At 59.7% G+C, this 24,842-nt stretch carries 23 protein-coding genes, 1 tRNA gene and 1 pseudogene; 8 read left to right on the forward strand and 17 right to left on the reverse strand.

Annotation, left to right across the window (positions count from 1 at the left end; genetic code table 11):
• Positions 1-6 precede the first annotated feature (6 nt).
• From CN311_RS08815 to CN311_RS08825, 3 genes are all read right to left on the reverse strand, one after another.
• Positions 7-519: a DUF1579 domain-containing protein gene (locus tag CN311_RS08815; RefSeq protein WP_097572942.1), complete on the reverse strand. Its 513-nt coding sequence runs from the start codon at positions 517-519 to the stop codon at positions 7-9.
• 281 nt (positions 520-800) lie between these two features.
• Positions 801-1,574 (reverse strand): histidinol-phosphatase, encoded by a 774-nt coding sequence (gene hisN / locus CN311_RS08820; RefSeq protein ID WP_097572943.1) that lies wholly within the window; start codon positions 1,572-1,574, stop codon positions 801-803.
• 368 nt (positions 1,575-1,942) lie between these two features.
• Entirely contained in the window at positions 1,943-2,884 is a 942-nt protein-coding gene (locus tag CN311_RS08825; RefSeq protein ID WP_097572944.1) for an N-formylglutamate amidohydrolase, read from the reverse strand.
• 163 nt (positions 2,885-3,047) lie between these two features.
• Here CN311_RS08825 and cpdR point away from each other — a divergent pair, with 163 nt between their 5' ends.
• The 5 genes from cpdR to CN311_RS08850 all read left to right on the forward strand — a co-directional run bounded on the left by cpdR (position 3,048) and on the right by CN311_RS08850 (position 5,899).
• On the forward strand, positions 3,048-3,410 hold the full coding sequence (cpdR, locus tag CN311_RS08830; protein WP_006199474.1) for a cell cycle two-component system response regulator CpdR: 363 nt from the start codon (positions 3,048-3,050) through the stop codon (positions 3,408-3,410).
• A gap of 187 nt (positions 3,411-3,597) precedes the next feature.
• Positions 3,598-3,672, forward strand: a tRNA-Val gene (locus CN311_RS08835).
• 74 nt (positions 3,673-3,746) lie between these two features.
• On the forward strand, positions 3,747-3,938 hold the full coding sequence (locus CN311_RS32515; RefSeq protein ID WP_165779641.1) for a hypothetical protein: 192 nt from the start codon (positions 3,747-3,749) through the stop codon (positions 3,936-3,938).
• A 241-nt stretch (positions 3,939-4,179) separates the two neighbouring features.
• A complete protein-coding gene (locus CN311_RS33360; RefSeq protein ID WP_245440784.1) occupies positions 4,180-4,917 on the forward strand; it encodes a hypothetical protein in 738 nt (245 codons plus the stop codon).
• A gap of 163 nt (positions 4,918-5,080) precedes the next feature.
• On the forward strand, positions 5,081-5,899 hold the full coding sequence (locus CN311_RS08850) for a hypothetical protein (protein ID WP_097572945.1): 819 nt from the start codon (positions 5,081-5,083) through the stop codon (positions 5,897-5,899).
• A 1,158-nt stretch (positions 5,900-7,057) separates the two neighbouring features.
• Here the strand turns inward: CN311_RS08850 and CN311_RS08860 are convergent.
• From CN311_RS08860 to fcl, 4 genes are all read right to left on the reverse strand, one after another.
• Positions 7,058-8,629: a hypothetical protein gene (locus tag CN311_RS08860; protein WP_133117158.1), complete on the reverse strand. Its 1,572-nt coding sequence runs from the start codon at positions 8,627-8,629 to the stop codon at positions 7,058-7,060.
• 218 nt (positions 8,630-8,847) lie between these two features.
• Positions 8,848-9,603, reverse strand: coding sequence for a Stf0 family sulfotransferase (locus CN311_RS08865; RefSeq protein ID WP_097572948.1), 756 nt, complete (start codon positions 9,601-9,603; stop codon positions 8,848-8,850).
• Between the two features lie 97 nt (positions 9,604-9,700).
• Positions 9,701-11,176 (reverse strand): hypothetical protein, encoded by a 1,476-nt coding sequence (locus tag CN311_RS08870; RefSeq protein WP_245440785.1) that lies wholly within the window; start codon positions 11,174-11,176, stop codon positions 9,701-9,703.
• Positions 11,121-12,083, reverse strand: coding sequence for a GDP-L-fucose synthase (gene fcl, locus CN311_RS08875; RefSeq protein WP_097572949.1), 963 nt, complete (start codon positions 12,081-12,083; stop codon positions 11,121-11,123). Before fcl ends, CN311_RS08870 begins: the two co-directional genes overlap by 56 nt.
• Positions 12,084-12,266: 183 nt before the next feature.
• Here fcl and CN311_RS32930 point away from each other — a divergent pair.
• The 3 genes and pseudogenes from CN311_RS32930 to CN311_RS08890 all read left to right on the forward strand — a co-directional run.
• Positions 12,267-12,570 (forward strand): annotated as a pseudogene (locus CN311_RS32930) (GMC oxidoreductase); the annotation flags it as partial.
• A gap of 81 nt (positions 12,571-12,651) precedes the next feature.
• On the forward strand, positions 12,652-12,969 hold the full coding sequence (locus tag CN311_RS08885) for a Dabb family protein (RefSeq protein WP_097572950.1): 318 nt from the start codon (positions 12,652-12,654) through the stop codon (positions 12,967-12,969).
• Positions 12,970-13,059: 90 nt separating this feature from the next.
• Entirely contained in the window at positions 13,060-14,277 is a 1,218-nt protein-coding gene (locus CN311_RS08890) for an MFS transporter (RefSeq protein WP_097572951.1), read from the forward strand.
• A gap of 63 nt (positions 14,278-14,340) precedes the next feature.
• On the opposite strand, the gene CN311_RS08895 is transcribed toward CN311_RS08890, so the two are convergent.
• From CN311_RS08895 to CN311_RS08940, 10 genes are all read right to left on the reverse strand, one after another.
• Positions 14,341-15,186 carry an EamA family transporter gene (locus CN311_RS08895; protein WP_097572952.1) on the reverse strand — a complete coding sequence of 282 codons (846 nt, stop codon included), beginning with the start codon at positions 15,184-15,186 and terminating at the stop codon, positions 14,341-14,343.
• 7 nt (positions 15,187-15,193) lie between these two features.
• Positions 15,194-16,105 carry an endonuclease/exonuclease/phosphatase family protein gene (locus CN311_RS08900; RefSeq protein ID WP_097572953.1) on the reverse strand — a complete coding sequence of 304 codons (912 nt, stop codon included), beginning with the start codon at positions 16,103-16,105 and terminating at the stop codon, positions 15,194-15,196.
• A 102-nt stretch (positions 16,106-16,207) separates the two neighbouring features.
• Positions 16,208-17,758, reverse strand: a complete 1,551-nt coding sequence (locus tag CN311_RS08905; protein ID WP_097572954.1) for a cation:proton antiporter — start codon at positions 17,756-17,758, stop codon at positions 16,208-16,210.
• Positions 17,759-17,826: 68 nt separating this feature from the next.
• The gene (locus tag CN311_RS08910; RefSeq protein WP_097572955.1) at positions 17,827-18,999 is read right to left on the reverse strand and encodes a glycosyltransferase; all 1,173 of its coding nucleotides are present in this window, start codon (positions 18,997-18,999) and stop codon (positions 17,827-17,829) included.
• A gap of 17 nt (positions 19,000-19,016) precedes the next feature.
• The gene (locus tag CN311_RS08915; protein ID WP_097572956.1) at positions 19,017-19,967 is read right to left on the reverse strand and encodes an NAD-dependent epimerase/dehydratase family protein; all 951 of its coding nucleotides are present in this window, start codon (positions 19,965-19,967) and stop codon (positions 19,017-19,019) included.
• Between the two features lie 27 nt (positions 19,968-19,994).
• Positions 19,995-20,777, reverse strand: a complete 783-nt coding sequence (locus CN311_RS08920) for a methyltransferase domain-containing protein (RefSeq protein ID WP_097572957.1) — start codon at positions 20,775-20,777, stop codon at positions 19,995-19,997.
• Entirely contained in the window at positions 20,767-21,642 is an 876-nt protein-coding gene (locus CN311_RS08925) for a class I SAM-dependent methyltransferase (protein WP_245440787.1), read from the reverse strand. Before CN311_RS08925 ends, CN311_RS08920 begins: the two co-directional genes overlap by 11 nt.
• A gap of 399 nt (positions 21,643-22,041) precedes the next feature.
• The gene (locus CN311_RS08930; RefSeq protein ID WP_097572958.1) at positions 22,042-23,106 is read right to left on the reverse strand and encodes an ABC transporter ATP-binding protein; all 1,065 of its coding nucleotides are present in this window, start codon (positions 23,104-23,106) and stop codon (positions 22,042-22,044) included.
• 11 nt (positions 23,107-23,117) lie between these two features.
• Complete coding sequence (locus CN311_RS08935) at positions 23,118-23,909, reverse strand: ABC transporter permease (RefSeq protein WP_097572959.1); 792 nt, start codon at positions 23,907-23,909, stop codon at positions 23,118-23,120.
• Positions 23,906-24,823 carry an ABC transporter permease gene (locus tag CN311_RS08940; RefSeq protein ID WP_097572960.1) on the reverse strand — a complete coding sequence of 306 codons (918 nt, stop codon included), beginning with the start codon at positions 24,821-24,823 and terminating at the stop codon, positions 23,906-23,908. The genes CN311_RS08935 and CN311_RS08940 overlap by 4 nt, the downstream gene beginning before the upstream one ends.
• Between the last annotated feature and the right edge of the window lie 19 nt (positions 24,824-24,842).

The raw sequence follows: 24,842 nt of genomic DNA on the forward strand, positions 1-24,842 counted from the left end.
GTCCGTTTACGCTTGTCGGGAAAAATCCATGATCCAGTTGGTCTCCCAGGTCTCGCCACCATCGGGTGAAAAAGCCTGCTCCCAGCGCGCCGATTTTTCCGTCATCCGCGACCAGAGGAAACGAACCCTAATCTTGCGGCCGTCGAAAACGTCGTCGCACAGGAACGTACCGACGCCCGCCTCGAAGCGGCCGCGCATCGGCACATCGATGCTCGAGGGGTTGCGACCGTCGATCCACCAGATCGACCATTGTTCCGTCGCCGGATCGAAGGTCCGGACGGTAGCGGCAAGATAGGCGCCGCCGGGCAATTCAATGACATTGTCGTCGACATTGCCGAGACCGCCAAGGATCCGGCGCACATCGCATGTTCCGCCGAACTCGTCCCAATTCGTATTGCCCGCAAGCCGCGCTTGCAGCCTTCGATGGCTGACGTCCCAGCGGCCGAAAAAGAAATCGAAGTCGTTCCGGCCGTCTGCCGGGCCATCGCCGGAACGGCCGGCTGCTGATCGCGTTGTCATGTCTTCCTCCCTCTGGTGACATTGTTCCATAGCAGAGGACTACTGACATCCTGCTGTCAGGAGGTCGCCGCGCCAAGGTTCGTTGAGATTCAGGTCAGGCCGAGTCGAAAATGGTGGTTTCCGAGAACCGGCCTACGCCGGCCGTAGCCTTTATAGGACGGAGGCGCCTATGAGGGCTTCGGCCGGCGTAGGCCGGAGCGGAGCGTACCTTTTGTACGTGAGCACCGGAAGCGCAGGTAACCGCCATTTGCAGACCGGCATCACCTGAATATCAGCGGACCCTAACCGCGCAGCGCCGCCATCGCCGCTGCATGAAGCTCCGGCGTCGCCGCGGCCACGATGTCGCCGCCCTTCTCGGCCGGTCCGCCGTCGAAGGTGGTGACGACGCCGCCGGCCTTCTCGATGATCGGGATCAGCGCGACGATATCATAGGGTTTCAGTCCGGGGTCGGCGACGATGTCGACGCTGCCCGCCGCGACCATGGCGAAAGCGTAGCAGTCGGTGCCGTAGCGGGCGAGCCGGACCGTTGTCTCGAAGCGGTCATAACGCTGGCGCGCCTCGCCCTTGAACAGCGCCGGCGTCGTGGTGAACAGCGTCGCCTCGGCGAGATCCGTCGTCTTGCGCGTCGCGAGTTTTCGCGGTCCGCCCGGGCCTTCATAGTGCGAACCCGAGGCGTTGGCGTAGAACAGCTCTCCGGTGAAGGGTTGCGACATCATGCCGGCAACAGCATCGCCGTCGACCGTCAGCCCGACCAGCGTTCCCCAGACAGGCAGGCCGGAAATGAAGGCTCGTGTGCCGTCGATCGGATCGATCACCCAGACATGCCTGCTGGATGTGTTCTCGCTGCCATGCTCCTCGCCGAGGATGCCATGATCTGGATATTCCGCTGATATCAGCGCCCGGATGACCCGCTCGGCCTCGCGGTCGGCCTCGGTGACCGGATCGAAGCTGCCTGCCTCCTTGTTGACGACAGCGCCTTGGCTGCGGAAGCGCGGCAAGGTCTCGGCGGCGGCGGCAACTGCAATGCGGCGCATGAAATCGATGCTGATGTCCAACTGATTCTCCCGCGTTGCAGCATGCCGGACCTGTCATTTGCCCAAATTTTTCCGCCAAAGCCACGGTTTTCCGCCAAGACAAGGGCGCGCAGAGACATTTGCGCATCGACAACTGTTGCCTCAATGTCACGCAGGCGGCACCGAAATGCAATTTCCACATCAGAGTGATTTAAAAACCCGGGAGACAGCTTGACATTTGTGCAGCGCACAATAGATTTGTTCTCGAACAGGTTTTCCTGTTCATGCCCTCCTTGGGCGTTTCCTCCCTAGACTTCGACCGTGTCGTGAGAACGATGCGGTCTTTTTTTCAGGGCGGCATCCGGCGGACCAGGCGTCTTTCCCGACCAGCACTTGAAACTTCTATTTGGTCATTCTGCGGCAAGCGGAAGATCGACGAAATGGTGGTCGGGCATCGCCATCAGATCGGCCGAGAATTGTGCCAGATCGTCGGCGAGTGCGTCGAAGCCGGCGGATTTCTGGAACGTCCGCTCGTTCATGTAGAGCCCGCGATTGACCTCGATCTGCAGCGCATGGAGATGGCGCGCCGGGCGGCCATAATGCTCGGTGATGAAGCCTCCGGCATAGGGCTTGTTGTGGGCGACGGTATAGCCCATGCCGATGAGCAGGCCGATCGCCGTCTCAGTCAACGCCGGCGAGGCGGAGATGCCGAAACGATCGCCGACGATGAAGTCAGGCCTTAAGCCATTGTCGCCGACCCGGATGCTTGCCGGCATCGAGTGGCAATCTATCAGCACGGCATAGCCGAACCGCGCATGGGTCCTGGTCAGCAGCCGTTTCAGCGTCTCGTGATAGGGCTTGTAGACGGCCTCGATGCGCGCGATAGCCTCCGCCAGCGGCAAACGGCCGGAATAGATGTCGAGCCCCTCTCCCACCAGCTTGGGCACGGTGCCCAGCCCGCCCGCCACCCGCGCCGAGCGGATGTTGCAGAAGGACGGCACCGGCTCGGCGAACATGCGCGGATCGAGCTCCCACGGCTCGCGGTTGACGTCGAGATAGGCGCGCGGGAAGTTTGCCGCCAGCATCGGCGCGCCGAGCGCGACGGCGCCGCCGAACAGTTCCTCGACATAGCAATCCTCGGACCGGCGGATGGCGTTGCGGTCCAGCCGCGCCATCGCCAGGAAGCGGTCGGGATAGTAGCGGCCGCTATGCGGCGAGTTGAAGAGGAAGGGGACGCACTGCTCGGCGCGCGACCGGATTTCGAAGGGTGGAACGACCGAAAAATCCTCGGCTGCCGTTTTCAATTTGAACGAACCCGGAAACACCAATGCATCATCATTGGAAGGTGCCATCTCACCGGGCGCATGTCCAGCATTTCAGCGTCCGGGCCGCCTTGTTAAATGCGGATCGCATCTGTCTTCGTTCACTTGATGTTTACCGTCACATCCTCATATACAGGATGGTTAACGGGCTTGCCCCACGGCAATCTCGGGCGGGTGATTCGGACGGGTTACAATGGCACGCATTCTATTGGCGGAAGACGACGACGATATGCGCCGGTTCCTCGTCAAGGCATTGGAGCGCGCCGGCTACCAGGTCAGCGACTTCGACAATGGCGCCAGCGCCTATGAGCGTCTGCGCGAAGAGCCTTTCTCGCTGCTGTTGACCGATATCGTCATGCCGGAGATGGACGGCATAGAGCTCGCCCGCCGCGCCACCGAGATCGATCCCGACCTCAAGGTCATGTTCATCACCGGTTTCGCCGCCGTCGCGCTCAATCCCGATTCCAAGGCGCCGAAGGACGCTAAGGTGCTGTCCAAGCCGTTCCACCTGCGCGACCTCGTCAACGAGGTCGAAAAGATGCTGCAGGCCGCCTGACGCGCTTTTCGGCGCGCCTCGAGCGACGAGAGCAATTCCAGGAAAAGTGTGAAGCGGTTTTCCCGGGAAAAGCGGGTAGCGCTTTCCCTAGGGAATTGCGTCAAAACAAAGAAACAGACCGGGCATTCTTTCCCTTTTCCCACTATTGACGCGATGGACCAAAAGTGGTGTATGCGCGGCTTCGGATGGGCGTGTAGCTCAGCGGGAGAGCACTGCATTGACATTGCAGGGGTCACAGGTTCAATCCCTGTCACGCCCACCATCCGATCCCTTTATAACCTTGGTAAAACGCCTCCTTCGGTTCCTTCCGCTTCGCTCGAACACGTCGTCATTGAGGTGGTTCTGCTCCTGCGCCATTGCTGGGCGCGGCAGGTTGAGCGCGATGCACAGGCGCTCGATGAAAAGCTAATAGTTGGCCAGCTCAGACCCGCCAGAGGCACGGGCCTCAGTGATCAGAGCTTCAAGTTTTTCGGTGTCGATCTGAAATTCACCCATTGCGGCAAACTACCCGCCGTGATCCGTAAATGACAATGCAAAAGACTGGACGTCGAAATGCGAGGTCCGCTCGAAGGGGAAACGCTTAGCCAGTCGCAGGACGTACTCGGGGCCGTAGCCTGATCACGAGCAGACCGGGGACAAAAAGTCGAACATCCCCTAGCTACCCGCCACGGCTTAGACAAGGGCATCGGCAAAGTTTCCGAAATCCGCCAGCCAGTGAGAAGAGTGACCGAAACTCTCGGACGAGAACTGTTAATCAATTGGCAGGAGAATGCTCGCCTGGCGCTGCGAGGTAGAGGCGATGATAGGCAACGTCGTTACACAACGCGACTACATGCGTAAGCTCGCTGTTGAACTGGGCGGAGACCAGAGCAAGGTGTGCGCCGCGTATGTGCAAGGCGAAATTGACGGTATCGTTTTGCGCGCGCGAAACGCCAATGACACCCGGCCCGAAGAATACGCGACAGCCCTTTGGGCGGATGGTCTCAAGAAGGGTTGGCTACCGTTGGACAACGGTCTCGCAACGGATCGCATGAAATCACTATCCGTGGCCGAACTGCTCGTGCTCCACGCGCAGATAGGCGAGGAGTTGCGCGACAGGGGTGTGGTGCGAAGTGCCAACAATCCGACTGGCGATCTTGCCGAGTATCTTTTTTGTCGCGCTCTCGGTTGGCGACAGGCTCCGAACTCCGAACGGGGATACGATGCGACAGGGCCAGATGGCACGCGGTATCAAATCAAGGCTCGCCGCATTCATCGCCGGAACAAGTCGCGCCAGCTTTCCGCGATCCGCGACATCGAAGGTGGACATTTTCATGTGCTCGCCGCCGTTCTGTTTGATGACGACTTCCGAGTGATGAAAGCGGCCTTGGTGCCTGTCGGCCTGGTGGTAGAGCATTCCACCTTTGTGAAGCGGACAAACAGCAACAAATTCATAATGCGGGATGATGTGTGGAATGCCCCCGGCGTTCGTGACGTGACCGCTGAGATTGCGGCGGCGATGCCCTAGCCCGATTTCTAGGTCGAAGCGCAAGAGCGCATGCAAACGACACCGTATCGCTTTTCAGGCAGACCATTGATTTCCCGCGAGGCGATGCATTCGAGGGCAAAGCATGTAGGTTGCCCGATTGGAAGCCGGTTGTGTCGGCCTATTCGGTGGACGAGGGGGAAGAATGGCAAGACGTAGTGACAAGGAAGTTTTTCTCGCCGCGCTGGAAAGAGTGGGCGGGAGCGCAGGCAACACCGCCTTGCTCCGAGAGCTAGGGTGGACAGACGACAAATACTGGAAAATTCACCAGAAGCTGTATGAAGAAGGGCTGATAGAAAAAGGGCGTGGCTATGGTGGCAAGGTTCTGCTTGCGCAACGTGATGCGGCTCCCGCCACTAAAGAAGATACCGAGGCACTCGCTTCGGCTTTAGCAGCAACTTCACCTGAAGTCGCCAAGACACTTGTCGAAGCATACACAAACGAGCTTCAACTCTATCCGTCTGTGAAAGAGCAAATCGAAACACATTGGGCGCGGAGGAGACAGCTTGACGATTGCCACTGTGAAATCACTGCTCTTCAAGGCAGACGAGACACAGGGGGTAGCTGGAGCAGACCCGATTTGGCCTTGGTTGCTTACCGAAAGTATGAGTTCCTACCCGAACGGGTCTTTGAACTCATTAGTTTTGAGGTCAAGCCAACCAACGACATATCCATCAAAGGCGTGATGGAAGCACTTGCGCATCGTGAAGCGGCGACACGATCCTACGTAATCTATCACACAGCCGGACAGGATTTTTCTTCGTTTCCCGAGGCAGAGAGGATCGAAGAAGTCGCCTCGCGTCATGGCGTAGGCGTATATGCGGCAAAGGACGTAAACGACTTCAATCAGTGGGCGGAAGTTGTGACCGCAATCCGGGCAAACCCCGATCCCGAAGCGGTGGATACATTCATTAGACGCACCTTGTCGGACCAAGCGAAGACCAAACTTCGCAAGTGGTTTTGAGGCTGCTTCATCCGTTCCGACTGGATGCCGCCCGCATGTCAATTGCCTGTTTGATGAGGGAGTGGCGGAACTGGTCCGACTTGTTCCATTCAAGGCTCCTGTCCCTTGGTCCGCGATCATGGAAGCAAGCTGCACAGATGCATCCAGCTTACCCATTTGGTGATGCTAACTGGGAGGTGAGGCGCATCGCCGTGACGGCATTCGTTCAATGCGACCTTGCACTTTACGATTTCATTCAACCTCGTTCGATACAATCCGACCCATCTTTTCCAGACGGTTCACGTGTCGGAAGTCCTATGAGCAGGGTCAAACAGAAGTACAATCGACGCGAAGCTGAGTTGCGGTTCGAGCAGGTCTATGAGGCCGTGGCTGGAGACCAATGCGTTTATTGCGGGATGCCCAATGATGGGAAGCATGACCATCAACCCCCCGGTCTATGTGCTTCACAGGTTTGCGGACGGTGGACTGGTGACTAAGAAGGCGATCCGGGAGCGGTTCGGCCTGTGCAAACTGGTCCCTTGTTGCACCATCTGCAACGTGGGCCTTGGTGCCTTTCACGGCTCCAACGACAACGACCGCAGACGGGAGATTGTGAACTGGTTCCTCGCGGATGACCGATACCCCGACGACAAGCTCGTCCTGAAGATCGGGAACAGGCTGATCCAAGATAGACTTCAAGGCAGGCGGGGCATTGAGATTTACGAATTTCCCGGCGTTGGTCGTGCCATCTACATCAACGCGTTGGTCGGCTTGATCGAAGGAGAGTTCAGCGGACTTGACGAATTTCCCGAGTGGCTTCACGCAATCGGAACTGGCAGCGTGGCTACGTGCTGCGTCAAGACGCAAGTCGAAGTATTTTCTGGATATGGCAAACCTGCAAAGCTACGAGTTGGTGCCCGACGCCCGGGACGATCCACGGGGTCAGTTCGCGGCACAATACATGTCGACAAGGTGCACGAGTGCGTCCCACGCGGCGGGGCTTTAGCCCTCGAGCCGCCAAGGACAAAGTCCGCTGGCTCCACTGGCTACCCGCCACGGCTTTCAAGAGGGCAACGACACCGGCTCCCAAAATCCGCTGGTATGCCGAACCTTCGACTGTCGAAGTGAACGCTTCCTAGGCCGATATGTAAGGTGTATCGCGAGTTAGCAGCGCCCTTACTAGGGCAATATGAGACTTCCTTGCCCATTGCCTACAATGCGGTAAACGGCACCCACCTCTTTGGCTACAATGTCTGCGAATGTAGTTATTGGCATGCTGTTGCTCGCTTCGAGAAATCCGCGACGTGCAACTACGCCTTCCAAGGAAACGCCTGCATCGTCCTCTTTGATGATCACCTCGGAGACCGCAGCAAAGGCAATGCCCACATCCCCTAGCATGACTGTGTCGACAAAGATGCCGACTTTGGGTTGATCAAGAAATTGTGCAACGGGTTGCTTCATTCCCTCCAGTTTCGCCTCAAAGCTCGTTCCTATCTCGTCAACCAAGCTGAAGCACGTTTGGACAGCCGGATCAGAAGCCATAATAGTCTGAAGCGTAAATTCCGTCCCGGAAAGCCCAACTCGCTCAAGCAAGTTCTCAACACGCCCTATTGTCTCCAAAATCATGGCGTGCCGAGTGGTCACCTCCTCGCCGAAAACCGTGCTAGTAGGCAGGTTCGAGCCAAAAACCTTTTCTCCATCTGGCGTGTATAGTTCAAGACTAAAGTCTTTTGACCCTAAAAGAATCAGAATACGAAAAACGTCTTTCCACCAACCGCATGACCGCAACTCCTGCCTTAAATCTGCAATAGTAATCTTGAAAGTGCCGGAGAGCCGAATATCGAGCGTAACCGGAAATGACTTTACGATCAGTCGCAGCTTGTCCTTCGACTTTGGCATGAATGGCGGTGATACTACGGTGCCATCTTTAACAAGTGGCGTTCCATATCGTTCTTGGCGGTAGAAAATGCGGCAGCTAGGACTATTAACTGGAGTGACAGAAAGCGTACCTGTGCCCGCGAAATCCAGCCCGTATGGCCTCTTAAACCCGAACCGCTCTTCTGTTCCTGAGAACTCGATAATCTTGAGGGGGTTTAAACCCATCAACCCCTCTATGATTTCGTCTTCTGAGTCGCCTTGAAGCTTGAAGTTGAAGGTAACAGGGTTTGGGCCGTACCCAGCTTCTCGTAGCTCCTTCGCCTTGGCAACCAAATAGTCTCCGCTATCCGAGTACTCGCGACATACGTTCTCTACCACCGCGTCGAGACGTTCGCTATCGCCAAACGGGCGCCAATCATCGCCCCGCGTGAAGGTTATGGTTTTTCGATTGGAGACCTCTTCCTTTTTGTGACTTTCAAGCGCAAGCCGCTTCAGTACCTGCTCAAGAACAGCTCCTCCAAGATGAAGCACAAAAGTGTCTTTTACAGATAGGTCTTCCCTCACCCGCACGACAAATATGAAGGATGGCTCCTTGGATTTTGAAAGGCGCTCCATTGATAGAAGCGGAGCTGAAAAACTCCTCTTGTCCTCCCACATGGTCTTAATCTGGAAGTTGTAGCATAGGGGTACGGGTCTTTTGTCGGCATAACCACCCGCCTCCAGTCGCGAATTCGGTAGCTCAACCCTATAATCCCAACCAGTCCGATCACGCTCGGATTTGTTTGCCACAAGTCCCGAACGTGTGCAGAGCGTGCGGAAGAGCGCATCACCGTGCTCGCCAAGTTCGTCCGAAGTGAGTGGGCGGTTCTTCATAGCCGGAAGTGTGTACCTTCAGCATAGCACGGATGGAATGCCCTGAAGTAGCTTAGAGCTCTATTCCTGCTACATTATCTTCGAACATGTCCCCGGAAGCGAATATAGCGGGCTTGCATCAGAGGCGCGGCCAGTTTGCGTCCTGATCTTCAATGTCGATGCGCCCGCGATTGCGGCGCTAGTTGTGGTTGCCTCCAGCTTGCAAGATGCCGCCGGGTCTATCTCCTCCAGAACGTCCATCCGGATTTCTTGCGTTTGCGGTTTCCCATTGGATTGACCGCTGCTGGAAAGTTGTTCCGGTCGCCGGCCTCGGCGAGAAACCGCCGCCGCCAGTCGTCACTTTGCGCGTTGCGCTGTCGCTGCATGTCCACCTGTGCCGTCGCAGGCACGGGAGCTTCAAGACCCAGAAGTCCGCCCGCGCGCTGGCAGACGCTGTCGAAATCATCGTGGATGTCTTCGTAGAAGATATGCAGCGGTTCGATGCCGCTTCTGGCGAAATAGGCTGACCAGCGCCCGTTGCCGGCGATGATCTTGGCAAGCGCGGCCTCTATCCCCTCCACCGTATACTCGGCGTCTTTTACCGCATTCTCGCCACTGGTCCACGCCCTGTCCTGCATGGCCTTGGCCAGCGAAATGGCCTGGCCGAGCAGATCGCGCCTTTGAAGATGGACCCAAACCGGATCGGGAAACCATTCCGTGAGACGGATATCCTTTTGCAGCCTGTCGAAATGTTCGGGAAACAGCTTGAAGGCGACGACGCCATTTTCGCTTTTGCCCTCGCTGGCCGCCAGCAGACAGCGAGCCACCGTCGTCACTTCGGGAGTATCCCAATGATGGAAATACTCGCTTGGATTGCCCAGCACGCCGGTGCTGGAAATCTTGCTGCAAAGAAGACTGCTGCCGCTTCGCGGCGTGCTCGCTATGATGAGCGTCTTGCGAGGTCGTTCCCAGCTTTCAGGCGGGCTGATCGGCATGTCTGGCAGATAATCCCGGGAGAATGGTGGAGTCCATCCAGCAAGAGCCGTCCCCTGAAGCGCAAACCTCCCCGGCGAACTGGGACACCCAAGGGGCCTAAATCCTGATCCCGGCCTTCCAGAGTTGCAACCGTGCTTTCGGCAACAGGCCGGACTTGGGCGGGGTGATTGGCCGTATGGATCTTCTGATTTTCTTGAACAATGTATTTGTCGGTTCCGTGTTCAGCGATTGTGCGATCATCTGCAGCGCGGGTTTCAACTCCCCAAATGCACGATGCAGAATGTGCGCCGAACACGCCGCGGCATAGGGATAGCCCGCCCGTGCGGCCGCAAGGAAAGGTTCAAAATCCTTTGACATGACATGGCCGCTACACACACGGGTGGTTAGAACCTTCATGGCCCTCAAAGGCATTTCAGTAGAGACGAGAAATTCCCTGGTCATCAGCGACTTCAGAATTGCTTCGCCTGAACGACAGTCATTTTCACGAAAATAGGACGCGGCAATCTTCAGGGCGTAGACATCGTTTTCCGGATCAAGCCCGTAGGCTTTCTCCAGAATTTCTCTCGCCCGCGCGGAACTGATCCGGTCCTCCAGACTGAGGAAAGCGGCTTGATAGCCGAAGGCAGCCTCCAGCGGATGGTAGTCCGACTGATGAGCCTCCAATTCGCCGAGGATGATTTCCGCGGCTCGGGAACTGTCGAACAATGTCGTTGTCTCGGTAGAGGGAATATCACCCATCACCGACGCCACCGTCGCAAAGACACTGCTCCCGGCATAGATTCCCTGGCATCGCGCCATGAGCCGCATCTCAAAAAATGCCTTGAGTGTCTGGTCGTTGAATTCCCTCGCCCCGAAATCATCGGTCAGCAAGGCTCCGGTTTCGGATCTCAGATATTCGAGCGTGGCGCGATCCTCGCCGATCAGCAGGGTCGAGAGGCCCTTCGATGAAAGTTCCGACACGATCGACCTGGCCAAGGTGGAAGGGACCACCTTGTTCGCAAAACCCAGGCTTGAGCGGTACTTGCCGCGGACGATATCGCCGCTGCGAAGATGCAATGCGGCCATTGGACCGGGAAAGCGGCATCTGTCGGCGGCGTCGAGCGCCTGTTTCACATTCCTTGAGAAGTCAAAACCCCGCAAGGTCTCGGACCGTCGGATCGTTTCAGCGCCCTCGTCCTGAAATGCTTCCAGAATGCGAAATTCATTGCAGATCCAGCCGCGGAAATTCCGTTTTAACGCAGCAGCATCCAGCCTGGACCGTGTGAAGGCGGTCTTTTCGAGACTGGCAAAATCGGATCTCTTGATTTTCCTACCCAGCCAATATTTCTCGATGAACTCGGCTGAAAATATCTTCTCGACCCCGTCGACGGCATGAAATCCCTTGTCTCCGACGGCCTTCCAGGTGAAGCCGAAACGATATCCGAGCGTATCGGCGAGCGACTTTGCATTGGTCATGGCCAGAAGCCGGCCGCCCAGGCCGTCATCCCTGGTGGCGATAATCAGCTTTGATTGCGGATCAGGCCGCGCCGAGGCGGAGATCGCCTGTTTCAATATGCTGAAGAAACCACGCATAAGTCTGTTCCAAGCCGCTGCGAAGCGAATATTGCGGGCGCCAGCCGGTGGCGAACAGGCGCGACACATCCATCAGCTTGCGCGGCGTGCCGTCCGGCTTCGTCGAATCGAATGTGAGTACGGCATTGGCGCCGACGACGGAGAGCATGGTGCGGGCCAGCTCGGCAATGGTGATGTCTTCGCCCGAGCCGACATTGACATGGCTGTCGCCGCTGTAATTCTTCAGGAGCCAGACCATGGCGTCGGCGGCATCGTCGACATGCAGGAATTCGCGCATCGGCGTGCCCGATCCCCACACCTCCAGGGTCTTGTCACCGTCGCGCCTGGCCTTGTGCGCCTTGCGCATCAGCGCCGGCACGACATGGCTGGTGGAGAGGTCGAAATTGTCGCCGGGGCCATAGAGATTGGTCGGCATCGCCGAGATGTAATCGACGCCGTACTGGCGCCGGTAGGCCTGGCACAGCTTCAGCCCCGCGATCTTGGCGATTGCATACCATTCGTTGGTGGGTTCGAGCGGACCGGTCAGCAAGGCGTCCTCGGAGATCGGTTGGGCGGCGAATTTCGGATAGATGCAGGACGAACCGAGAAACAGCAATTTCTGCACCTCGTTGCGGAACGCGCTCTCGATGACATTGGTCTGCATGACGAGATTGTCCTGCAGGAAATCGACCGGAAGCCTGTCGTTCGCCAGGATGCCGCCGACCTTGGCCGCCGCCATCACCACCGCGTCCGGTCTGCGGTCGGCCATCCAGCGCCGCACGCCAGCCTGGTCCTGAAGATCGAGTTCATCGCGGGATGCCGTCAGGACTTCGCAATCCTCATCAGCCAGCCTGCGCAGAACGGCGGAGCCGACCATGCCGCGATGCCCGGCCACGAAAACACGCTTGCCCAGAAGTTCGAAATTCATTGGCGTATCCCTATGCAGAACGGCAGCGGGGCCCTCGGCGTCGGCGCGCCGGATGGGCCTTGCGTCGGACGCATAGCGCATACGGATTTGCCCAGACAAGGCAAATCGCCAAACCAGGCACAATCAGACGCCTGCCACGGCGAACAGGCTCTTGCGATCGCCAGGTCCGGTTGGCCAGCAACCCTGCCAGGCCCTGCCCTGCAGAGCGGCGGCGAGCTGTTCGATTATGCCTGCCGCAGTTCCAAGACCGACCATCATCCTGTCGGCGCCTGCCGCATGGGCCACGACGATATGACCGTGGTGACGCCCGATCTTAGGTTGCGCGGCATCGAGGGCTTGCGGGTCTGCCGCGCGTCCCTTGCGCCGACAATCATAGTCGGCGAAAAGGGCGCCGACCTGATCCTCGGCCGCGAGCCGCTGCCGCCGGCGGGTCTTCTCAGGCAACTACAGCGCCGCGCTTCCTATGGACGCGCAAAGGACGCTGTAGCACTTTGATTTGGTGCATGATCCCCAGCGAAAACCGATTCCGGTTTCGGGGTCATGCGCTGCGCAGCATGGGGAGTAGAAAATGATCAGGCATTGTGTTTTCGTCAGATTCCGCAACGACGTTTCCGACGCCGAGCGCGCGGCGATCCATGCCGACCTCGAAGCACTGCGGTCGGTGATCTCAGGCATGGCCGAGGTCGAGTTCAGCGCCAATGTCAGCCCTGAACCGTTCGCACGGGGTTTCGGCCACGGCTTCACCATCGACTTCCGGGACGCCGCGGCGCGCGATGCCTATCTGGTGCATGAGGCGCATCAGCGCGCCGGCGCCCGGCTGGTCGCGGCGCTCGAAGGCGGCACCGATGGGCTGATGGTATTCGATCTCGATCTTACGGAAAAGTGACTGCCGGTTTATCGAAAACCGGCCGATAGGCCGTTCTCTTTTGCGAACCGGGCGACATATCGTGCCTCCGGGTGGCAAAGGAGCAACGCCTTGAACCTCAATTCGCAGCAGAAGAAAACCGTCCTGGCGTCGTTTCTGGGCTGGACGCTCGACGCCTTCGATTTCTTCCTTCTGACATTCCTGCTCACCGATATCGCATCCGAGTTCCACACCGATGTCCCGGCGGTCTCCAAGGCGCTGTTCCTGACGCTGGCGACGCGCTTCATCGGCGCATTCTTCTTCGGCATGCTTGCCGACAAATACGGGCGCAAGCCCATTCTCATGCTCAACATCGTCAGCTATTCGGTGATCGGCGCGCTCGCCGCCTTCTCACCCAGTCTCGGCATCTTCCTGGCGCTGCGCGCCCTGTTCGGCATCGCCATGGGCGGTGAATGGGGGCTTGGCAGCTCGCTGGCCATGGAGTCCATCCCGCCCAGCGCACGCGGCATGGTTTCGGGGATCCTGCAATGCGGCTATCCGGCCGGCTACCTGCTGGCGGCAGTGGCCTACGGGCTGCTCTACCAGCACACGATCGCTGGCTACACCATCGGCTGGCGCGCCATGTTCCTGCTCAGCTTCGTGCCGGCGCTGATCGTCCTGTTCATCCGCTCGCATGTGCCGGAATCGCCGGCATTCGTCGATGCCCAGAAGGCGGCCAGACCGGGGCTCCTCGAAACGCTGCAGAAGCACTGGGGCGTCGCCCTCTACGCGGTCGTGCTGATGATGTTCTTCAATTTCTTCAGCCATGGCACGCAGGATCTCTATCCAACCTTCCTGAAGAAGCAGCACGGATTCGATCCCGATACGGTGAGCTGGATCACCATCGTCGCCAACATCGGCGCCATCGTCGGCGGCCTGGCGTTCGGCGCGATTTCCGAGAAGATCGGCCGCGTCAATGCGATCACCATCGCTTGCCTGATCGCCTTGCCGTCGATTCCATTGTGGGCTTACAGCACCACCCCCTTCATGCTGGCCATCGGCGCCTTCGTCATGCAGGTCGCGGTCCAGGGCGCCTGGGGCGTCATCCCGGTCCATCTCAACGAGCTTTCGCCAGGCGCCGTGCGTGCGACCTTGCCCGGCTTCATCTACCAGGCCGGCAACCTTGCGGCGTCCTATGGCGGTCCGTATCAGGCGGGCATCGCCGAGAGTCCCGGCAGCAGCTACGGATACGCGTTGGCCCTTTTTGCCGGCGTGGTCGCCGTCTGCATCATCGTCGTCATCCGTTTCAGTCCGGAAAGGCGTGGCCAGGTGATGACGGTGCTCGGCTGAAGTATTGGCGGCTTTTTACGCATGATCTTCTTCCGAAAAGTCTGCAATTTTTCGGGATCATGCTCAGCCAAGCCTGAGCGCAACAACGCCGGCGACGATGCTGAGCACGGCGGCACCACGCCATGCCGTCATCTTCTCGCCCAGGGCGAAGACCGAGATCATCATGGCGAACAGGATCGATGTCTCGCGCAACGAGGCCACCGAGGCGATCGGCGCCTTGGTCATCGCCCACATCACGATCCAGTAGGCGGCACCGCTGAGCACGCCGGTATACGCGCCCGCCTTCCAGTCGCGCGCCAGCACCGGCAGCGCTTGGCGTCCGCGGAAGACGACGCACAGCACCAGCGCCCAGAGCGCATCGCAGACGAACAGCCATGCCGCATAGCTTGAGGCCGTCGCTGCCAGCCGCGCGCCGCTCCCGTCCGACAGCGTATAGCTGGCGATGAAGATCGATGTGCCCAGCGCAAAGCCGACGGCGCGCAGGTTCAGCCGCTCCAGATGCGCGCCGCCGCGAAACGACAGCACCAGCGTACCGGCCGACAGAAGAACGATGCCGAGAATGGCCAGCGGCGCCGGAAGCTCGGCAACGACCACAATGCCGCCGAGAGCCGTCAGCAACGGCGCTGTCCCGCGCGCCAGCGGATAGGTCTGGGCGAAATCGCCGGCCTTGTAGGCGCCGATCAGGAACGTCCTGTAGCCCATGTGGAAAATCACCGAGGCGATGATATAGGGCCACACTTCCGCTTTCGGTACTTCGACAAAGGGCAACGCCACCAGCGCCGCCGCGCCCATGCCGAGCGTCATCAGCGTGATCGACAGGAAGCGGTCGAGATGGACCTTGACCAGCGCGTTCCAGGTCGCGTGCATGGCGGCCGCGGCAAGCACCGCGAAGAAGACGAAAAGCGTCATTCCAGGCTCATCCGCCGCCGGGCAATGCGAGCGGCGTTTCCAGGTCGATGTCGATCCGCAGCGGAAAATGGTCCGAGGCGATTTCGCCGATATCGGCACTGACCGAGCGCACGCGTCCGGCAAACATGCCGCCGACGAAGCAATGGTCGAGTCGGCGCTTTGCCAACTTGCCTTCGATGACCTTCTCATGGGTATGGAAGTCCACCGTCGGCTCCTGAGCGACGGCGGCGGCATCAACGAAGCCGTCGAGATAGGCCGCGCCCCGGTGGTATGGCGTACCGCCGGCGATGCGTCGGTATTCGGCGCTGTGCGGCTCCATGTTGAAGTCGCCCATCCAGATCGCCGCCAGTGGGTTTTCCGGCGCCGGCTCGCCATTGCTCCAGTTGCGCGCAGGCTCGTCGTCGACACCGCTCCATGGTCCACCTTCAAGCGACGACCGGCGATGCTCGGCAAGCAGATAGTCGATCTGCTCCAGCCGCTCCTCGACCGCGATATGCGCCAGATGCAGCGAGAAGAAACGTACCGGGCCGGCCGGCGTGCGGATCATGCATTCGAGCGCGGCGTTGCGGGTGTTGAGCGGACGCACTGTGCGTTGCATGGGCAACGTGTGCAGGCGCGACCAGGCGATCGGCAGCTTCGACAGAATCATGGTGCCGAATTGCCGCCGCCGGTTGACGACGCGGCCATCACGCTGTTCGCTGGCATCCATGTCGAAGGCCGGACCATAGACCCAGTGGTAGCCGGGCAGCATTTGGCAAAGATGCGCCGGCTGGTCGTCTTCATTTGTGCGCAACCAATGCCGTTCCACCTCCTGCAGCGCGATGATGTCGGCGCCGGCAACCACCTTGGCGCAGCGCGCGAGGTCATAGCGCCCATCGCCGCCGAACCCGTACTGGATGTTGTAGCTGACCAGCTTCATTGCTTACCCGGCTCAATTTCGTGATGGCTGTAGCGGTTAGGCGATAACGACGCAATGTACCGGGCAAATGGCGGGCTGGGCCAAGAGGCGGATTGTCTGCGCCTAAGTCGTCAGCGGCTGGAATCGCCCCGCCGGCGAAGCCGCCAGTTCCGACCAGTCGATCTCTTCCTCCAACCGGTGATAGGCCTCGTCGCCGATCGTCCCGTTGCGGCGCAGTTCCTCCAGGGCGTCGCGCTGGCTTTTGATGGCATAGAGGCGCAGCCGGTCGTACTCCGTTGCCGCCTGCGCGTTCTCAGGGTTTTCGGCAATCGCGCGTTGGGCCGTATATTGCTCGCGCACGGCGGCAGCCGCATTCGATGTCTTGCCGCTCAACACTTTGAGGGCCGCCTCCATGATGACAACGCGCGCTTGCGCCACTTCGCGATCGACTGTCGTGTCCGGATCGAAGTTGAGCCAGCGCAGCAACGGCTTCAGCGTCATCCCTTGCAGCACCAGCGTGCCCAGAACCACCGCGAAGGCGGCAAGCACGATCGGATCGCGACCGGGGAAGTCCGCCGGCAGGGCAATGGCCACCACCAGCGTCACCAGTCCCCGCATGCCGCACCAGCCGACAAGCATGGCGCCGCCAAACGTCGGCAGATTCCGCCTTTTGTCTTCGCCATCGAAGCGGGCAAACCATCTTATGATCGCAACGTAACTCGTCACCCAGGCGAGGCGCGCCACGACGACCACCACCAGCACCGTTGCAGCGAAGACAAAGGCCTCGGCGTGCCCCTCGCCGGAGAGCCTGCCGACGATCGAGCGTGCCTGCAGGCCCATCAGCACGAAGGCCAGCACGTTGAGCACGAACACCGCCGACTCCCAGACCGAATAGGTGCTGACCCGTCTTCTGGCCGAGATCAGGCGCGGTGCTGTGCGCGCGATCGTCATGGCATAGACGACGATGGTGATGATGGCGGAAAGGCCGAGCCTCTCGGCCAGGATCCAGACCCCGAATGTTCCGGCGAATTGCACCACCGTGCTGCTGGCCGCATCCTCGATACGAGTGAGCGTCAGCAGCGAGAGCCGGCCAAACACATAACCGGCAGCAAGGCTGCCAATCGTCGACAGCAGGATCGTTGGTACGGCGCTGCTCAACAAAATCGGACCGAGCGCTGCTGTCACCGCGATCCGGTAGATCAACAGCGCGGTGGCATCGTTGAGCAGGCTTTCGCCTTGCAGGATGGCGGTGATGCGGTGCGGCACCTTGAATTGCCCGAGCACGGCAGATGCCGCCACCGCATCCGGCGGCGCCACGATGGCGCCAAGGGCGATAGCAGCCGCGATCGGTAGACCGGCCATCTTCCAGCCAACGACTGCAACGACCCCAGTGGTGAAGACAACGGCGCCAAGCGCCAGCAGCGCCAGCGACAGCCGGTAGCGCTTCAGGTCGCGCAACGAGGTGTCATACGCAGCATCCAGAAGCACCGGCGCGATGAACAGGGCAAGCGCCAGTTCCGGGTCGATCTCGATCGTCGGCGCACCAGGCACGAAGGCAATCCCGACCCCAGCCAAGGCCAGCAGGGAGGGATAGGGGATCTCCAGACGCCGCGACAGTCCCGTCAGCGCGACGGCGATGAGCAGGAGAACAAGGGTGAGCTCGAAAAGGACCATACCCAACTATAGCCGTGAAAAGCGACTGTCTGCAGGTGCCTGGAAGGTTGGATCATGACTGAGGCCAATCAGCGAAACGCAGCGGCGCGCTGGAATGCGTCAAGAAGCGCATCCGCATAGGTCTGGCGGCGCGCGGCATGATCGGCGCGAAGCTTTTCGGCCGTTTCACGCACAAGCGCCGGCCCCCGAGAAACGGCGAGCATGGCGGACGCCAACGCCGCGGCATCGCCGGTCGGAAAGAATGTCGCGCCAGGCGCCTGTTCCCGATGAAGGCTGATATCCGACAGAAGCATCCTTGTGCCGAGCGCCTTGGCCTCCTCGACCGTGGTTGACCAGCCCTCGAACAGCGAAGGATTGATGAGAGCATCGGAAGCGGCGTTGAGGCCGAACACATCCTCGTAAGGCACAAGGCCCAGGTGACGGAAATGACTCGACACGCCGGCCTCCCTGGCGCTTGCCATCAGTTGTTCGAAATGTTGAGGATTGTGCGGATTGTCGGTTCGTCCTGTCAGGATCACCGGCGCGACCTTCTCAAGGCCGCCATTCGCCGCGATGTGCGCCAACGCCTCGATCACGACTGCATGATTCTTATGCGACCAGAATTGGTTCGGCAGGTAGAAATAGCGCTCGGGAAGCTCGTAGCGCGCGATCACATCGGCTTGCCGTGCAACATGCGGGGCCGGATCGAGATCGATCGCAAACCGGACCACGGCCGTCTTGCCGCGTGCTGCAGGATAATACGTCTCGCAGTCTCGCCTGGCGTCATCGCTCGACAAAAGGATGATGCGCCTGCCCGATGTCTGCAGACGGAATCCCAAGTCGCGGCGCCACCACATGGAGCGCGAGAATAGGTGTGGCAGGTGTCGGTGCTGGAAATCAGGAATCCACGAGACAACAGGAATCGGAAACCGATTGCCATAAAACTGCGCCGGCTCGAACACCACGTCGACGCCTTCGGCCTGCATGATTGTCGCCGCCTCGGCGTCGCTGCCTGTTGCCAGCGCCCGCACGACGCTGCGTCCGCGCCCAAATCCGCCCACCCTTGCATCGACGATCGGCGGCGAGGCCAGAAAGGCATTCATGGAAGAGCCGATTTTTTCCGACTGCGCCGGCGTCAGGAACAGCTTGGCCTTAACCTTGCCCGCCAGTTCATGCGAGATCACCCCGAGCATATTGCGCAGATAAGTTTCCCCACCCGACCAGTTGCCTCGGCCGATGAGCGTGAAGCCTGCGGTAATCATCTTCAGCTCTCGATGCCTCAGCCTGCCTTTTTGAAAGGAAACCGCGCAACGATATCGGTCACCGCGGCAGGCAGGCCGATCTTCGCGGACCAGCCAAGTCGATTTCCGATCTTGTCCACCTTGGCCAGCTGCGTTGCGCGGTCGACCCTGCGCACGCGCTCCTTGTCCTCGACGATCTCGATATCGACCTTCATCGCCGCTCCGATCAGGCGAACAAGCTCCTCCACCGATGCATCCTTGCCTGAACCGACATTCATGACGTCGAAATTCGCCTCGCCAATGTCGTCGGCCAAGGCCGCCACCCCGGAAGCGGTATCTTCCGCGTGGATATAGTCGCGACGCGGCTTCAGATTGCCCAATGCGATCCTGGCCTGGCCCTTGGCGTTGTAGAGCTGGTTCAGGATATCCGGAATCAAATGCGCATTGGGGTCGTCATGGCCGATGGTGTTGAATATGCGGGCGACGCGCCCTCTCCCACCGGTCCTCTCAGCCCAGAAGCGAAGCTGGCTTTCATTGGTCAGCTTGGACAGTGCGTAGTTGTCGCAGGGCCAGGTCTTGGTTGCATTCTCGTCCAGCGGGGCATCGACCCAATCATACACCGCGCCGCTGGACGCCAGCACGACCGTTCCGACACCAGCCTTTTCCGCGGCATCCAGAATATTTTCGGTGCCGACGACGTTGACGTCCAGCGCATAGGCGCGCTGTCGCTCGCATGTCGGGATGTGATGAATGGCCGCCAGATGGACAATGGTGTCGGGCTTGAAATCACCAACCAGTTCCATCATCCCGTCCTTGTCGCGGATGTCGATCTCCCGCGTCTCGCATGCCTCGATACTTGGCATCGGCATGCCGACCGAAAGATTATCGGCGATCAACACCCGAGCGCCGGCGCCGGCGAGATTTCGCGAGCACCGCCAGCCTATGAATCCGGCTCCGCCCGTAACGAGGACGCGTTGAGGGTTCGTCATCAGGATTTTCTCTCCGGCTGTCTGTGTTCAAGTGGGCCTGGATGTCGGGGCGGGTGCATCGTCGCGCGGTCGACAAAGCACCATGAGGGAAAACCCGCCCAGCAAAAGCGCTCCGGCACCGGGGGCAACGCTGCCTATCAGTTTACGCACCGGGTTGAGCAATTTGGTGCGCAGAGCCCGCGTGGAGACATTGGCCTCGCCCGCCACATCCGTAAAATGCCAGTCGACCACCGTGTAGCCTGTGTCCTCAAGCGTCGCGAGCGCAGACTCACGCGTGAAATAGTGGAGGTGCCCGACCTTCTGACGTGCATGCATGTATGCTCGCCGAACCAGTCCCTGGACGTGAAGGTCCAAAGGGATATGAAAAACATGGTAGCGGCCATGCGGGCGCAGTGCCCGCAAAAAGCCCATATAGTCTTCGACATGCTCGAACACGTCGATCAACATGACAAGGTCATGCACCGACTTGGTCGCCAGAAAATCCTCGTGGTGGAAGATCGCGCCGGAAGCCTCTTGCATCGGCCAGAGTTTGGCGGCGTCGTCAGAAATATCGTATCCGTGAATAGGTCGCCCCGGATATCTCGCGGCCAATTTGCCGACGATGCCGCCACTGCCGCAGCCGACTTCGACCGCGTCGCGCCAGACAACCTTGTTGCGTTCCAGGATATTGGCGATCTCACGCGCCTTCCAGGCCGTATCGGCCAGATGCCAGTCGGGATTGTTGGCAAGATACTGACTGTCCGAATAGACATCGGCGGCGGCATCGGTGACAGCTATCGGCCGCGCGTCGTCAACTCCTTTAGCCGGCATCACGAACTTCCTTTTCACAAATGAATGACACCAGGCGACCGGGGCGTTTGTCTAACAGAGTTGCAACAGCGCCGATCGCCTGCAAGGGCAGCAATGACAGGCCCGCGCGCAACGGGGGCGCCAGGAAAGAGAGTTTGCCGCCAACGCGATCGGCGATTGCAGCCCGAACCTGATCCGGACGCATCGGATCGTAGTTGATGACGGACGCAAACGATCCGAGTTCTTTGCTTATCCGCAGGCCCGCGCCCGTCAGGGCATCCCTGTACTGTCCCGCTTCAAACGCGTTCTCTCCGCCATAGAGATGATGCAAGGGATGCTTTGCGAGAAAGGCCGGCAATTGCTTCGGGCTGGAAATCACGTGGTCACGAAGCGTTATGACAAGTCCGCCGGGTCGCGCCAGACGCGCCATCTCGCGGCAGAACTGCCCAAGATCGTTGGCATGGTGCAAGACCTGACGCGCGATCACCAAATCATAATTTGCGGCTTCAAGCGGAATGGCTTCGCCGAACGCCTCGACGACGTCGATGGCAGTGCCGGTGTCTTTGGCAAGCGCCCGAATCGCGCCAGCTCCGATCAAGGCGCTGGGATCCGGCTCAACCGCAGTGACCTGCCATCCATCGACTGCCAGCGCAAAAGACAGGATTCCATTACCCGCGCCGAGATCAAGGGCCCGCCCAGGCTGTTTCGGCAAGTAGCGGCGCAGTTCGGCAAACTCGGCGCTTCCATGATATCGGCGGGCCGGCACGGATGTCGGCTGATCGAAGTAAGCCGCGCGAGCGAGTTCCGCCTGGTCGGGCTGATCGAGCAACCAGTTTACGGCACCTTCCCAATCGAGCAATTTGTTACCGGCCATCAGCCAAAGCACCTCGCGCAACGAATAGCCGTGACCTCAATACTGGGCATGTCGACGATGATATCTTGCTCCTGCCGGTTGCCCCGGTTGATCTGCTTGCATCTTCTGCTCATGAACAACGATTGCCGACCGCAGCGGCGCTCTGTCCGTGACGACATATGCTATGCCTGAAATCCCATACCATCGAGCGCGCTCTATAACCGCCCGATCGACGATTGTCACGGTACCTGGTCAAGCCGATGCTCCTTGCGCCTTCTGCACCTCTCGCCCGGGTTTGCCTGTCCATGGCAGATCGTCGCCTCCAGTTTGCTACCCTGCCATAAACGCTCTTTGAACCGCCCTGATGCAAAGCCTCGATGGCCTCGATCTCGCCGTCCGGATCGGATGAACAAACTGTTGAAAACTCAGAAGCTAGTGCAGCACCAGCATGTCGCCTGACGAGAACGAAATCTCGGCCTTTTCGCCGACGGCTGGCGGCGGGGTGGCCGGGCTGTTGAACGTGTCGAGCGATACCGTGCTGCCGCCGATGCCGACGCGCACCCTGATCACCGAGCCGAGGAAATGCACTTCGGAGATTTCGCCCGAAAGGCTGGAATCGCGGCCGGGCTGGCGGCCGAGCGAAATCGCCTCAGGCCGCAGCGCCAGCGAGAGCGTGTCGCCGGATTTCGAACCGTTGAGCTTGCCCTTGAGCGAGACTTCCTGCGTGTTGACTTGTACCTTGCCGGACGCGGCGTCGGTCACGGTGCCTTCAAGCACGTTGAGTGTGCCGACGAAATTGGCGACGAATTTCGTCGCCGGCCGGTTGTAGATCTCGAATGGCGTGCCGACCTGCTCGGCCTTGCCGCCATACATGACAGCAATGCGATCCGAGATCGACAAAGCCTCTTCCTGGTCGTGCGTGACGAAGATGGTGGTGATGCCGAGCTTCTTCTGGATCGAACGGATTTCCTCGCGCAGCGAGACGCGCACCTTGGCGTCGAGTGCCGACAGCGGCTCGTCGAGCAAAAGCAATTTCGGCTTCGGCGCAATCGCGCGCGCCAGCGCGATGCGCTGCTGCTGCCCGCCGGAGAGCTGGTAGGGATAGCGGTCGCCCATCTGCGGCAGCCTGATGATGTCGAGCATCTCGGCGACACGCCTGTCGGCATCGGCCTTGGGCATGCCGGCGACCTTCAGCCCAAAGGCGATGTTCTGCGCCACGGTCAGGTTCGGAAATAGCGCATAGGCCTGGAACACCATGCCGACATTGCGCTGGTTGGGCTTCAGCCTTGTGATGTCCTTGCCGGCCACGACGATCTTGCCGGCTGATGGCTCCTCGAAGCCGGCGACCATACGCAGCACCGTCGTCTTGCCGCAGCCCGACGGTCCGAGGAAAGAGACGAATTCTCCGGGTTCCACATCGAGATTGAAATCCTGCACCACCGTGGTGGCGCCGAAGGATTTTCGCACATGCTGGATGGAAAGGAACGGTTCGGCCATGGCTTTGACTTTCAGTTCGGACGGTTCGACGATCGCGGCGCGAAGCGCGACAGGATCTGGATAAGCGACATGCAGCCCCAGGTGATGGCGAAGGCTATCACCGCAAGAGCCGCTGGTTCATAGGCGCGGTTGGCGCCGATGTTCTGGAGATACGGGCCGAAAGCCGGACGGCTGAGCAGGCTGGCCATTGTGAATTCGCCAATGACGATGGCGAAGGTCAGGAAGGCGCCGGACAGCACCGCGATCAGCACATTGGGCAGGATCACGCGAGTGATGATCGTGCCCCAACCGGCGCCCAGAATTTGCGCGGCTTCGGTCAGCGTGCGCACATCGATAGTGCGCAGACCAGTGTCAACGGCCCGATACATGTAAGGCAGAGACAGCGTCGTATAGCCAATGACAAGCAACGCGTTCGCACCCCAATTGCTTCCCAGGAAAGGCAGCGGTGAATTCGAACCGTACATCCTGATGTAGCCGAAAACGATGACGATCGCCGGAATGACCAGCGGCAAAAGCGTGATGAATTCGACGATTGGCCTGAGCTGCGGCAGACGCAGCCGGATCCAGTACGCCGCCGGCACCACGATCAGCACCCCCAGAATAATGGTCCAGACGGCCGCGATGACTGAAAACAGGAAGGTCGACTGGAAGCGCGGGTCGCCCAGCACGACTTGATAGGCGTCGAAGGAGTGGACGCCGCGCCGCATGCGCAGCGAGAATTCGACCGTCGCCATCAGCGGAATGAAGAAATAAGCAGCCCCGACAACAAAGACAACCCAGGCCCAGAACTTACCCGACTTCATTTGAGCCACCTTTCGGAGCGAGTCCGAAACCAGATGTAGAAGACATTCGCCAGCCCGGTGATGACGATCATGCCGAAGGCTATGGCATAAGCGAGTTGCGGATTGTGCAGCACGTCGCCATTCATCTGCGAATAGAGCTTGATGGGAACGATATTAAGCGTCGGACCGGCAAACGCATACGCAGTGGCGATGGCGCCAAACGCGTTGGCGAACAGCAGGATGACGGTGCCGAGAAAACTCGGCCATATCACAGGGATGACAACCATGCGCCAGTACTGCGCCTGGGTGGCACCGAGCGTGGCGGCGGCCTCTCCCCACTCCTTCTTCAAGCCGTCGATGGCGGGCACGATGATCACTACCATCAGGGGAATCTGGAAGAACAGATAGACCGCGATCAGGCCTGTTGTGGTGAGAAAATTGAAGCCCATCGCGTAAATGTTGATGTTGAGCACGTCACGCAGAAGCGTCGTGACGATACCAACACGACCGAGCGTAGCCAGGAACGCGAAGGCGAGCGGCAAGCCGGCAAAATTCGAGGCGACGCCCGAAAAGGTCAGAGTCGCGGAGCGCGTCCAGCTTGGCAATCCGCCGCGCACGATCGCGATGGCGATGGCGAGCCCGGCAAACGCCCCGATAATGGCCGACCAGAAACTGATCTTGATCGAAGACCAGTAGGAATTGCTGATCGACGGATCGCTGACCAGCTGCAGAATATTGTCGAGCGTGAACCCGCCTTCACCGTTCCGGAAGGCCCCCACCACGAGATAGAGCGTGGGCAGGATCAAGAACATCAGGGCAAAGATGAAGAACGGCGCCACGCCGAGCCATTGCGTCGGCAACCGCAAGGCGCGCGCCTCGCCTGGGGGCGCGGTCTTCCCGGCAATTGCCTGATCGGAAAGCGAGAGATCGGTCATGCGCCGGCTACCGTCTTCT

The organism is Mesorhizobium sanjuanii (assembly GCF_002529485.1).
Taxonomy (GTDB): Bacteria; Pseudomonadota; Alphaproteobacteria; order Rhizobiales; family Rhizobiaceae; genus Mesorhizobium; species Mesorhizobium sanjuanii.

Excerpts from the sequence above, each read along its gene's own strand:
- CN311_RS08900 (WP_097572953.1), bottom strand. The coding sequence starts at position 16,105 with ATGAAGCTGGTCAGCTACAACATCCAGTACGGGTTCGGCGGCGATGGG.
- CN311_RS08860 (WP_133117158.1), bottom strand. The coding sequence starts at position 8,629 with ATGAAGAACCGCCCACTCACTTCGGACGAACTTGGCGAGCACGGTGAT.
- CN311_RS08930 (WP_097572958.1), bottom strand. The coding sequence starts at position 23,106 with ATGGCCGAACCGTTCCTTTCCATCCAGCATGTGCGAAAATCCTTCGGC.
- fcl (WP_097572949.1), bottom strand. The coding sequence starts at position 12,083 with ATGAATTTCGAACTTCTGGGCAAGCGTGTTTTCGTGGCCGGGCATCGC.
- CN311_RS33360 (WP_245440784.1), top strand. The coding sequence starts at position 4,180 with ATGCTCGCCTGGCGCTGCGAGGTAGAGGCGATGATAGGCAACGTCGTT.
- CN311_RS08915 (WP_097572956.1), bottom strand. The coding sequence starts at position 19,967 with ATGACGAACCCTCAACGCGTCCTCGTTACGGGCGGAGCCGGATTCATA.
- CN311_RS08865 (WP_097572948.1), bottom strand. The coding sequence starts at position 9,603 with ATGCCGATCAGCCCGCCTGAAAGCTGGGAACGACCTCGCAAGACGCTC.
- CN311_RS08935 (WP_097572959.1), bottom strand. The coding sequence starts at position 23,909 with ATGAAGTCGGGTAAGTTCTGGGCCTGGGTTGTCTTTGTTGTCGGGGCT.
- CN311_RS08825 (WP_097572944.1), bottom strand. The coding sequence starts at position 2,884 with ATGGCACCTTCCAATGATGATGCATTGGTGTTTCCGGGTTCGTTCAAA.
- CN311_RS08940 (WP_097572960.1), bottom strand. The coding sequence starts at position 24,823 with ATGACCGATCTCTCGCTTTCCGATCAGGCAATTGCCGGGAAGACCGCG.
- CN311_RS08885 (WP_097572950.1), top strand. The coding sequence starts at position 12,652 with ATGATCAGGCATTGTGTTTTCGTCAGATTCCGCAACGACGTTTCCGAC.
- CN311_RS08815 (WP_097572942.1), bottom strand. The coding sequence starts at position 519 with ATGACAACGCGATCAGCAGCCGGCCGTTCCGGCGATGGCCCGGCAGAC.
- cpdR (WP_006199474.1), top strand. The coding sequence starts at position 3,048 with ATGGCACGCATTCTATTGGCGGAAGACGACGACGATATGCGCCGGTTC.
- CN311_RS08910 (WP_097572955.1), bottom strand. The coding sequence starts at position 18,999 with ATGATTACCGCAGGCTTCACGCTCATCGGCCGAGGCAACTGGTCGGGT.
- CN311_RS08870 (WP_245440785.1), bottom strand. The coding sequence starts at position 11,176 with ATGCGTGGTTTCTTCAGCATATTGAAACAGGCGATCTCCGCCTCGGCG.
- CN311_RS08895 (WP_097572952.1), bottom strand. The coding sequence starts at position 15,186 with ATGACGCTTTTCGTCTTCTTCGCGGTGCTTGCCGCGGCCGCCATGCAC.
- CN311_RS08905 (WP_097572954.1), bottom strand. The coding sequence starts at position 17,758 with ATGGTCCTTTTCGAGCTCACCCTTGTTCTCCTGCTCATCGCCGTCGCG.
- CN311_RS08850 (WP_097572945.1), top strand. The coding sequence starts at position 5,081 with ATGGCAAGACGTAGTGACAAGGAAGTTTTTCTCGCCGCGCTGGAAAGA.
- CN311_RS08920 (WP_097572957.1), bottom strand. The coding sequence starts at position 20,777 with ATGCCGGCTAAAGGAGTTGACGACGCGCGGCCGATAGCTGTCACCGAT.